At 62.5% G+C, this 9,745-nt stretch carries 14 protein-coding genes, 1 tRNA gene and 1 pseudogene; 7 read left to right on the top strand and 9 right to left on the bottom strand.

Annotated features, from left to right (window positions below):
* Together MKK70_RS05790 and MKK70_RS05795 are read right to left on the bottom strand one after the other, a co-directional pair.
* Positions 1-183 (bottom strand): annotated as a pseudogene (locus MKK70_RS05790) (amidase); the annotation flags it as partial.
* A gap of 143 nt (positions 184-326) precedes the next feature.
* A complete protein-coding gene (locus MKK70_RS05795) occupies positions 327-1,856 on the bottom strand; it encodes an acyltransferase family protein (protein WP_243946314.1) in 1,530 nt (509 codons plus the stop codon).
* A 481-nt stretch (positions 1,857-2,337) separates the two neighbouring features.
* On the opposite strand from MKK70_RS05795, the gene MKK70_RS05800 reads away from it, so the two are divergent.
* Together MKK70_RS05800 and MKK70_RS05805 are read left to right on the top strand one after the other, a co-directional pair.
* A tRNA-Arg gene (locus tag MKK70_RS05800) sits at positions 2,338-2,414 on the top strand.
* Positions 2,415-2,554: 140 nt separating this feature from the next.
* Positions 2,555-2,788 carry a hypothetical protein gene (locus MKK70_RS05805; RefSeq protein ID WP_243946316.1) on the top strand — a complete coding sequence of 78 codons (234 nt, stop codon included), beginning with the start codon at positions 2,555-2,557 and terminating at the stop codon, positions 2,786-2,788.
* 265 nt (positions 2,789-3,053) lie between these two features.
* Here MKK70_RS05805 and MKK70_RS05810 read toward each other — a convergent pair whose 3' ends face one another.
* From MKK70_RS05810 to MKK70_RS05820, 3 genes are all read right to left on the bottom strand, one after another.
* Positions 3,054-3,398 (bottom strand): hypothetical protein, encoded by a 345-nt coding sequence (locus MKK70_RS05810; RefSeq protein WP_243946317.1) that lies wholly within the window; start codon positions 3,396-3,398, stop codon positions 3,054-3,056.
* 86 nt (positions 3,399-3,484) lie between these two features.
* The gene (locus MKK70_RS05815) at positions 3,485-3,628 is read right to left on the bottom strand and encodes a hypothetical protein (protein ID WP_243946319.1); all 144 of its coding nucleotides are present in this window, start codon (positions 3,626-3,628) and stop codon (positions 3,485-3,487) included.
* A gap of 261 nt (positions 3,629-3,889) precedes the next feature.
* Positions 3,890-4,054, bottom strand: a complete 165-nt coding sequence (locus MKK70_RS05820; RefSeq protein ID WP_243946320.1) for a hypothetical protein — start codon at positions 4,052-4,054, stop codon at positions 3,890-3,892.
* A gap of 429 nt (positions 4,055-4,483) precedes the next feature.
* On the opposite strand from MKK70_RS05820, the gene MKK70_RS05825 reads away from it, so the two are divergent.
* The 4 genes from MKK70_RS05825 (at position 4,484) to MKK70_RS05840 (ending at position 6,075) form a co-directional block, all read left to right on the top strand.
* Positions 4,484-4,705, top strand: a complete 222-nt coding sequence (locus MKK70_RS05825) for a hypothetical protein (RefSeq protein ID WP_243946321.1) — start codon at positions 4,484-4,486, stop codon at positions 4,703-4,705.
* Between the two features lie 127 nt (positions 4,706-4,832).
* On the top strand, positions 4,833-5,033 hold the full coding sequence (locus MKK70_RS05830; protein ID WP_243946322.1) for a hypothetical protein: 201 nt from the start codon (positions 4,833-4,835) through the stop codon (positions 5,031-5,033).
* Positions 5,034-5,604: 571 nt separating this feature from the next.
* Positions 5,605-5,874: a DUF6894 family protein gene (locus MKK70_RS05835; RefSeq protein ID WP_243946323.1), complete on the top strand. Its 270-nt coding sequence runs from the start codon at positions 5,605-5,607 to the stop codon at positions 5,872-5,874.
* A 6-nt stretch (positions 5,875-5,880) separates the two neighbouring features.
* Positions 5,881-6,075 carry a DUF6894 family protein gene (locus tag MKK70_RS05840; RefSeq protein WP_409568250.1) on the top strand — a complete coding sequence of 65 codons (195 nt, stop codon included), beginning with the start codon at positions 5,881-5,883 and terminating at the stop codon, positions 6,073-6,075.
* A 165-nt stretch (positions 6,076-6,240) separates the two neighbouring features.
* Here the strand turns inward: MKK70_RS05840 and MKK70_RS05845 are convergent, their stop codons facing one another.
* From MKK70_RS05845 to MKK70_RS05860, 4 genes are all read right to left on the bottom strand, one after another.
* On the bottom strand, positions 6,241-7,251 hold the full coding sequence (locus tag MKK70_RS05845; RefSeq protein WP_243946325.1) for a hypothetical protein: 1,011 nt from the start codon (positions 7,249-7,251) through the stop codon (positions 6,241-6,243).
* A complete protein-coding gene (locus MKK70_RS05850) occupies positions 7,248-7,649 on the bottom strand; it encodes a hypothetical protein (protein WP_243946326.1) in 402 nt (133 codons plus the stop codon). The genes MKK70_RS05845 and MKK70_RS05850 overlap by 4 nt, the downstream gene beginning before the upstream one ends.
* 202 nt (positions 7,650-7,851) lie before the next feature.
* Positions 7,852-8,112 (bottom strand): hypothetical protein, encoded by a 261-nt coding sequence (locus tag MKK70_RS05855; RefSeq protein ID WP_243946327.1) that lies wholly within the window; start codon positions 8,110-8,112, stop codon positions 7,852-7,854.
* On the bottom strand, positions 8,109-8,774 hold the full coding sequence (locus MKK70_RS05860) for a hypothetical protein (protein ID WP_243946329.1): 666 nt from the start codon (positions 8,772-8,774) through the stop codon (positions 8,109-8,111). Before MKK70_RS05860 ends, MKK70_RS05855 begins: the two co-directional genes overlap by 4 nt.
* Positions 8,775-8,798: 24 nt before the next feature.
* On the opposite strand from MKK70_RS05860, the gene MKK70_RS05865 reads away from it, so the two are divergent.
* Complete coding sequence (locus MKK70_RS05865) at positions 8,799-9,374, top strand: hypothetical protein (RefSeq protein WP_243946331.1); 576 nt, start codon at positions 8,799-8,801, stop codon at positions 9,372-9,374.
* Positions 9,375-9,745 lie beyond the last annotated feature (371 nt).

A 9,745-nucleotide genomic window follows, 5' to 3' on the forward strand; every position in this document is an offset into this window, starting at 1 on the left:
CGCGAGGTGCTCGGCCGAGACCCGCGCGGGATCGGGATGCAGCGACTCGCGTCCGCCGGCGGGGAAGGAATGGAGGGTGACCGTGTCCCCGGACGCGATCTCGAGCACCGGCGGCAGCGCGGCGTCGAAGTAGCCGAGCACCATCTTGTCGGGGGTGGCCGGGATCTCGTGATGCGTCGGCATGTGCGCTCCTCGGCTCGGATCACAGGTGGCGGCGTCGCGCTCGGCGACGCGGCGGAACGCGGATGCAATCGACGAACCAGGGCCCGGCATCGCCACGACGCATGCCGGTCATCGCCCGCCGCCGCCGCCGACGTGGATCCCGATCACCACCCGGCTCGCGGGACGGCGAGCGCCGCCATCAGGCCGGTCTCGTCGACGAGCGCCGCGACCGCGTTGTCCCGGCTGCAGGAATCGGCAGGGATGCGCAGGCGATAGCCGATCCGCCGCTCGCCCATCGCTTCGAAGCCAGGCCGAGCCGCGAGGTCCCGGCGCAAGCGCCGCGGCTTGTCCAAGGCGGCGAGGCGCCCGGCGCAGAACAGGGCGAGATGCAGGCTTCGGCTCGGCTGGTCCGGATCCAGCGCGTAGGCCCCGACCAGGAGCTCCGTTGGGGAGATGCGCTCCACCGTCTCGACGGCCGTTCGCAGGGTGGGGGGCAGGGCGAGGCCCCGCGCGGCGATGGCCGCCACGGCCGCCGCCCGCGACGTCCATGCCTGGGCGGGCAGGGCGGCGACCGCATCGCGGGCCCGGCTCTCGGCCCAGTCGTTCCGCGCCGTCTCGGCGCTGCCCCAGAGGGCGCAACCGGTGAACACGAGGAGGAAGGCGGTCACGCCCCGCCTCAGCGCGACCGGACCCGCAGCGTCGATCCGCCCGCGAACGCGCCGATAGAACGCGACGTCGAGGGGCCCGAGGAGCGTGGCGGCCAGAAGCGAGCCCGCGAGGCAGACGCCGGCATAGGCAGGCCCCGACCAGTCCGGCGGGCAAGCCCAGCCCGCCAGCAGCAGCACCGGCGGATGCGCGAGGTAGAGCACGTAGCTCCAATCCCCCAGCGCGATCGTCCCCCGCGCCACCGGCCCCTCCCGGCGGACGGGCGGCGCCGTGACGGCGGCGCCCACGATCAGCACCGCGGCGACGCCACCGAGCCAGCGCGCGGCCGCCGTGTCGACGAAGACGCAGGGCACCAGGAAGGGCAGGGCGAGGAGCGCCGTCGCCGGACGCATCCAGCCCGACGCGATCAGCCGCGGCAGCAGCAGGCCGCCCGCGAAGGGCGCACAGGCCGCCGTGACCGGCACCAGGTAGAGCGGCGGCGGCATTAGGCTGCGGCTGTCGGGCGGCAGCAGCGGAAAGGCGACCGCCAGCAGGACGAGCCAGCCGGCGGCGAGGGGAACGAGGCGCCGCGCCTGCCCGGCCGAGGCCAGGAGGAACAGGCCGACATAGAACGACAGCTCCAGGGCGAGCGTCCACTCCACGTTGAGGGGCGAGCTTCGCGCGCCTCCGGGCGCGAGGGACAGGGCGAGCACGGACACGCCGCCGAACTGCAGGCCGAGCGCCGCGAACAGGCCGGCGAACAACGCCACCACCGCGACGTAGGTCGGGAAGATGCGGCTGACCCGATGCGCGAGGAAGACGAGCGGCGCATCGCGGGTGACGAGCCGGGCCATCAGGAAGCCCGACAGGGCGAAGAAGATCGCCACGCCCCAGACGCCCATCAGGGTGTCGAGGGTCGCGAACGGCCGGGCGGCGCCCCGCAGCGCCTGGGCATACACGGCGACGTGGTGCACCAGGACGAGGCTCGCCGCGAATGCCCGCAGGAGTTGCAGGTTCGCCAGCGCCCCACCGGGCCGCGCGATGCTCACGGCCGCCAGGGCGCCGCCTGCCGGCCCCGAATGCGTCGGGGCCGTGAGGGCGGGAGGATGATGTCGGTCGAGACGAGTCTGCATCGCCGGCGCTTCGAACGGTGTTGCGCGCTGAGCGTCGCAGCGCGGATGCCCGCCAGAAACAATCAGAAACATGGCCGATACAAGATGGCCGTGCCGTCTTTCGCCGGGTCTGCCGTTTGGGCCACAGTATGAGGATACCGGTATCGCTCGAACACTTTGCCCGGATGGCGTGCGAAGCCTCGCTCGGATCGCAGAACCCCGATCCCCCTCTTCGCCGGCCCAGGGCACCCTGGCGCGATGCGCACCGAGCGCCGCGGACAGCGACGTGCGCCGTGACGCCTCGCCGATCGGTGGGACCGCGGCAACGGCGACCCACGCCGTCATCCCCCCGGCCTTCGACCCCGCGACAGCCCCGTTGCGCCGCGCAGCGGCATCGGCTAGGAAATCGGCACGGTCAGCACCCGTAGCTCAGCTGGATAGAGCGTTGCCCTCCGAAGGCAAAGGTCACACGTTCGAATCGTGTCGGGTGCGCCAATTTTCTCAATGACTTAGCAGTTTTGCCCTAGAGTTTTGGCAAAGCTGCGGAAGCGCTGCGGAAGCAGCAGCGCTGCATCACCCTGCGCCCAGCAAGGCAGCGGGGGTTTCGTCGTGCGCCTTTGCCCTCGGAGATGTCGATGCCCTACACCCTCAAACGTCTCGCCCCCGGCAGCTTCGATCTCGTCCTCGGCGGCGAAGTGGTCGGCAGTTTGGTCCGCGATGTGTCGAGAGACGGGTACGAAGGCGATTGGACAGCCGAACCGCTCGCCGACAGCCCGCCCTTTCCGGCGCCTTTCACGAGCGAGGCGCACAAGTTCCAGAACCTGAAGGCAGCTGCGGACTGGCTTGACGCGGACGTGCCTGATCTTTGAGACACCCGACGCGCGGCACGGCGAAGCAGTCGTAGAGAGGTGAGCATGCCCAGGGGACCATCAAAGCGCAGACTGCCTGATAGCCTGACGCAGCATCTTTCCAATCCGAAGATCGTCGCCCTAAAGCCCCGAACTACAAACCGGCGCGGCACCCAGCGTGAGTCAGGGTTGGCGCAGAAAATCGCCCTATCGGCCGTGACCCTCATCGTCCTCGTGTTGGCCGGCGGGTACCTGCTGCGCCTGTGGTAGCAACCCAAGTGCGTAGCTACACCCCGAGCGCGTTGCCCCGCTCGTTCAGCTTCGTGTGCTCCAGGTGCTTCGCGAGAGCTTTGATGGCCAACAAGGCGCTCTGACGCATAGTCTCGACCTCGCTATGCCCTCGCTCGTTGTGCATCCCGTACTGGCGCATGGTAGCGGATACAGCTGAAATGTTTGCTTGCACAGTCTCAACCGCTCTCATCACTTCCGGGTCAATCTCATAGGAAATTTTTATATCCTCAATATAATTTTGGCTATTATTTAGGTAATCGGCGACATTGGACGGATCGACTAATTCTAACTCCATTTCTAAATTTTGAATCAGTTTTGCGGTGCGCTGAACCATCGGCATCGTTGACACGTCCTTTTATTATATCAGCACGAACCATCGCACCCTGTCAGTATGAAGGCGAGCCCCGATCGACCTTCTCACCTGCATCAACCGCGATCTTGTTGGCGCCAGCCGCGCGGGAAATCTCGCGGCTCGGTGCTGAGCGTTGGTGCGCGGATCAGCGCGACATTCTCGACGTCGACGGCGTCCTCGTCTTTCTGGATTGAACGCCAGCCGCGGATCAGCCTCATTAGCCGATCACCGGCATCCAACGATCAACCGTGAAGGTGCGTGCGTGCCGAAAGTCCCGACTGTCTCAGTAGCTGGATTGTGGTCCGCGATCACCGTTGCGGCGCTCACCGCCGTAGCGCTGGAGCAATCGCAGCTAGTCGTCGGCACCTAAGCAATGACCGCAGCCGTGACTACCGCGGCCGATCCCACCATCGCAGCCCCAATCATCTTCACAGACGCGACCGGAGCGAGATACCGGATGCGTAGGGATTGAGGGCGGCTTAGCTCGGCTGCTCTTCAGTCTCCTCGATCGCCGCCTCGTCATCCATCTGCGGCGTAGGCGCTGGGCTCGGCGGCGGATCGCCCTCGGGCTGCTGAGGGCCCGGTGTCGGATCACCGATCGGCGCCGGCTCGTCGCCTGGCTGCGGTGTGTCAGCGTCGATCATCGTCTCGCTCCCATGATGTCGTGCACGGGCAAAGCAGTGGCCACCGAGTCTGTTCCGTCCGGCCCGCTTCCGACGGATCACCTTCAAAATCGTGGCCGCTGCGCACTGGCTGAGGAGGGGCCGGCGTGCCACGTCGGGCTATGACAAAGCCGGATGCGAACCACTGCGAAGTGAAGGTCGATGGTGCCTGGAAGCTTGTCAGCCTCATTGAGGCTCAGGGCATTTACGCCAAAGCCGGGAAGCGCTGTCCAGCCTGCCACGGCCGTGTTGCAGTCTCTGGATCGTACACAGCGGTCGGGAAGCGCTTGCTCGTGCATCGTCGAAATCACGATGGGTGCCCGCTGATCCTAAGGGCATATTGCGGCACTCCAGCCCCGCATCCGGAAGCTGTGGAGTAGGAACGATGGATGGTGTGTCGGGACCAGTCGTATGAGTAACCCGAACACCAGCGACCTGTCGAAGGCGGAGACCGTCACCGACGACCCCTGTCACGAGGTCGCTCAGGCCCTCCGCGCGATCGGCCTGCGGGTAGAGCCAGCCGGCGACGAATTGAGCCTGTGGCACGTCGACGATGAGGAGATGACCGACGCGGGCCTGATGAAGCTCGCGGTGCTGTTGGAGCTCGTGCCCGGCTCGGCGATGATCCAGTGAGCGTCGGGGACGACAGCTCTCCCGTAGGCGGCCGCGCGCTCGACGCCCTGAAGCGGGGATACAAAGCGCCCGCGCCTGCATTGCCAAAAGTCGCGAGACTGATGCTCAATGGGCGCCGAGGCACGCTATGCTGGATACCGACGAGATGATTGCTGCCAGCGTCATGGAGGGGCACAACGTCGTGCTCGCCACACAGACGGTTGTGCAATCGTGCAAGCTTCTCGTAGCTAACGCCGATCAGCAGCTTAAAGAGGCAGCCGCCGTTAAGTTGCGCACCTGCGCCTTGTTAGTTGCATCGCTGGCATTGCTGCAGCGGGAGAGACGATGACTGAGACAACGGCGAAGCCCAAGCCGTCCGGCGAGCGCACGTGCTCGTGAGCCGACAGAACCTGCCCCTTCCACGGCCCGTCCGAATCTACCTTAGCGCGCCCTTACCCGGCGCGCCTTTTTGCAATACCGAGGAAATTGGAGCGTAGGCGATTGCAATAAAAATCTACCAATGCCATCGATCCTAGCGGATAAAATAAAATAATAATTAGTGTCCGCAAATGGGACAATGATGTCAAGCGATGAGAAGATCAGCTTCAAAAGCCTTGACAAGCTGCCAAGGCCACCTCGCTACAGCGCTATATTTTTAGGGAAAACCGGCAATCTCGTTGGAATGGTGAGGCTAATAGCCAACGACGACCCTACTGCATTATCTCAGGCCCGAGCTCTCGTAGACGGTCACGCTGTCGAACTATGGGATGGCGTACGATTTATAGAGCACTTTCCGCCGGTGGACTGAACGCGTTGTCGGTCGGAAGGCGCACGCCCTAGCCGTTTCGTTCGATCTCGGACGGAAACGTCTGACGCGCTAGCCGTTTGCCCACCCTTAGGCTGGGGTCCAAGAGGCGCGTATGGCTCGATACTTCTTCGACTTCTACGATGGCAAAATGCACCGAGATGCGATCGGGCATGAGTGCAAAGGGCATGACGACGTTCGTCTGGAGGCGATGCATGCGCTTCCAGCCATCGCTAGGGACAAGGTGCCAGAGGACGGGAACGAGCAGGCCTACACCGTCCTTGTTCGCAGCGAGAGAAACCTCACCGTCTACACCGCGACCCTGACGTTCGCAGGGATCTGGTTGGGTGAGGATGAGCCGCCTACGGAGGAGCAGGACGATTGAGCCGCGATCCAGGGCAAACGCCTCCCGACCTGGGCGCTCATGCGCCTCCACGCCGAGCGGGTCGCGATCGACCTGATGCTCGTCAGCGCGCCGCGCGATTGGTCGACCTGGACGGTGGAGATCTACGAAGCGTCGGGCCGGCACGTACTCTCAAAGCCGTTCACCGACGTCCTCGTCAACCGGCAAGCGCGGCAGGGGTGATGGCGGCCGGCAGCCGCGTTGCGCCGCCCCGTCCGCGCCCCTATCCCCGCCGGCCCACATCCGGCGAGACCCATGGCATCCGCATTACGAACGCCATTATGGGCGCCAGCGCAAATCATATCTAGCTATCTTCAACGCATTCGGTTTTACAGCGAAATACTAGATCTAAGAAAAATTCACCCTCCCCTGAGCAACGTATTTCGCCGCCTCTTCCAATCTTCTGTAGAAAGAGAGAATAACTTTAGCAAAGACAAGCGGGTTATCGTTGACTAGTTTCAAAATTGCTTCCGTGTTCATTATTCCGATTTCTTCAGAAAGACTAGATGTAGATCTTAGAATTATGTCAGAAACACTTTTTGGTCGCTTGTAATCGTCGCCAGAAAGCATTAGCAAATCAGCATCTGACAAAAATTTATACAGCCCGTCATATTTTTCTTTTGCGCTTTTTCTATTTTTTAGAAAATCTGTAATTAGCTTTCTTACTTCAACGAAAGCGTCGCGCTCTCCGCTTATGTTAATAAATCCAGGCGACGCGTACTGCATCTCGTCGATGCCAAGCCGCTGCCGACGACCTCGATTTGCCGCTAGAGAATTATAAAAATGCACATAACTGAAACCTCCTCTGAAAGCCTTTTCTCGGTAAGCGCTTTCTATACTAACTTTGAGATCTTTTGGTGTTTCGTCATCCTCATATTCGGAGACGCTTGAAGCAAAATAGTACACATCAGCGTACCGACTATAAAAAGTACCGAAGTCAGGCATATCCCATTCACCATCGACTAATATCTTTTCTTTGTCCTCCGCATTTTCTGTTTCATTTTCGTCTTCCTCGGTATGGTTGCTTGCAAAGAATCGTGGACCCGGCAATACATCTTCACTAAACGGGCCATCCCAAGGCTCCATTACGATTTTTTTGTTTTTCATTTTTAACAAGTTGAAGCCGTAGCCCGTACGCTTTGACGCGTACTCAAACAAAAATCTGAGATCTACTTGCTCATCTAGATAGTCCTGCCTTTTTTTTTGCGTCACTGTTGTTGCGACGAACATGGCCGATTGGGGTGGCGATGGTATAGCCAGTGCGACGACATTCGTTTTACCAGCGCGAAGCAACAATAGCTGCGGCTCATTCATGTAAACTAGCGTAGAAATGTAAACCGCGGTTCTGCGATTGGTCATGGCATCTGATCCGCTAGATCAACTGACTGCGTGCTCAATACAATTTGAGCTGGATCGAAACCAGCGTAGGGCCAAAAATCGACATGTTTTTTCTTGTTGGTATAGCTTTTACCATGTCCAATCTTAATTTCGCATAAAGACAGATGCGGAGCCGGAACGCGCGCCTTGGGTAAACGACGCGCTATATTTAATGCTTTGATTTTACTTTTAAACATCGAGCAAGACGCATGCCTACACGGATCACCGATTTCGGAACAAGCAACGCCAAGCGCCGCAAGAGACAAAAAGTCTTCTGCGCCTGGGGGGTCCTGGGAGACAACACGCCAGACTGCACTCACAGCCTCATCTTTAGCCTTATCTATTGGGCAATTTTCAGGCAAAGCCTCGAAGTAATCCATTATCACCTCCGCTTCCGAAGGCGGATATATCACACAACCCTGCAAATCAACCTAGAATTGCTTCATTATAGTGTATAGATAAGACAATCTAAGGGGTGTTGTAATTTTGGATCTCCGGCGTTCCGTGGCAATTTTAATTGATGGCCGATGCCTCTGTCCCAAGCCGGCCTTGTGGATGCTTCAGATCTTAACTCATAAAATCTCACGAAATCAGTGCATTAGAACCGCGTTCGACCACCGCGCCGCCGAGCCAAGCCGTCACTGCGTCCAGCGCCGGAAAGGCGTGCTCGATCTTGATGAACGGGCTTGGGCGCTGATCCGGCGGCAGGTCGTCGAGAAGCTCGGCGTGCCAGGCGCGATGACCGCCGTCGGCCGAGACCTCCCGGACCACACTGCCGACGATCACGCCGTCGAGGACGAGGTCGCAACTTCCGGCGGCGAGCCGGTGGAGCGTGTAGGTCATCGTGCACGCCCCGCGGCCGGAGCCTGGACCGCCATCCGCATGAAGGCATCAGCGAACGGCGTCTCGGCCCGCCGCGCGGCGATGGCGCGGATCTGCTGGACGCTGTCCGGCGCCGACAGGATGTCCGCGAGCGCCGCGTTGTTGCGTCCGAGGTAGGCACGGCGGGACGCATCGCCGGCGTTCGTCAGTAACGTTCGCCCCTGCGTCTTCAGCGCGGATAGCCCCTGCTGCAGCAGCGTCTCACCGCGGATGTCCCGTGCCATGCCGCCATCGCCATCAAGCTTCAGGTAGCCGTGCTCGATCAGGTGCTCGCGCCAGAAGCTGTCCAGCGGCTTGCCGCCCTCGCGCGCCACGTTGCCAGCGCCGGGGATGTTGAACCGGTGGAAGTCCTGAGACCGCAGGTCGCCGTCGAGGGCGAGGCCGCCATTGCGGGCGATGTAGCGGGCGAGGCTCTCCGGCCTAGGGCCGGCGCTCGCCGGGTCGGCCTTCGTCATCGCTTCGAGCGAGCGCGGCGCGGCGTCCGTGAATTGCGGGCGCGAGTAGGCCGGATGGGTGACAATCGGTTCGCCCGGCCGCTCCACGTCGATCATCCACTCGATGCCGATGCCCTCCGGCGCCTCGCGCGCAGCGGCGTAGTCCCGCTCAGCGAGCGCGGCGCGCATCCCCTCGCGGCCCTGATAGACGTCATGCAGCCCGTCCTGGATCGCCGGCCCGACTTGCGCCGCCGTCGTGCGCGGGCCGACCTGCCACACGCGCTCGGCCAGCGCCTGCGCCTGGTCGAACTACGCTGGCGTCACACGCCCCGCAGCGGTGCCGGGCGCACGAGCCGGCGCGTCGGCGCGCGCCGCAACCGCCGCAGTGCCGACGTTGCCCGCGATCGCCGCCATCAGCCGCGCGTAGGGCTCGGGCTGCGTCCCTTTCGTCGCCTGGCCGGCCGTCTCCGAAAGGACCGCCGGGACAACGGTCTCGGCAACCTTGCGGACCACACCCCCGGCCCCGATGAGCGCGCCGGGGGCGAACTCTGCGGCCGTCCGAGCGTACTGGCCCGGCACGGTCTCGGGCTGGTAGAGCGGGCGTGCGAGGGTTCAGGAGATCCTGACATCATCCGCGAGCAGTGCCGCCTCCGGGACCGTCTGAGCGGGCGTTTGGCACAAGCCGGCTACTGCTGGGGTCGTAAAGGCCAGACCGACGAGAATAAGCAGTGGCACGCCTGCCAGCCGGACTCGATCTACGAGGACGATATCGAGGCGGTGCAGCGCTGAGGCCGGGGCTGCCCTCAACCCGAGGAACACATCTTGTCCAAAAATCACAGCGAAGAGTGGAAGCAAGCCGAAGCGGCTTTCGCTAGGCAGCAGAGCCAACCCATCTCCATGCCTGCTGAGGAGCCGCCGGTGAACGTGGCTGAGACGAACCTGGCTCGGCAGAGAGCGGCGCGCTTAGCACGCGATGCCGTAGATGCCTCAAAGCGGAAGCGGTAGCCGCTAGGCGTTGTCTGTCCGTCGTCAGATGATTTGGGACATTCAGCGGTGTTCAGGAGCGGAGGCTCTGGTCCATCTGGGGTGAGAGGTTAGGCAGCCTGCGCGTGGTGGCGCAAGCGGCGATCCATCAGGGTCTGGCGCTTGATGCGTTCCCG

Origin of the sequence: Methylobacterium sp. E-041 (assembly GCF_022829665.1) — a bacterium.
GTDB lineage: Bacteria > Pseudomonadota > Alphaproteobacteria > Rhizobiales > Beijerinckiaceae > Methylobacterium.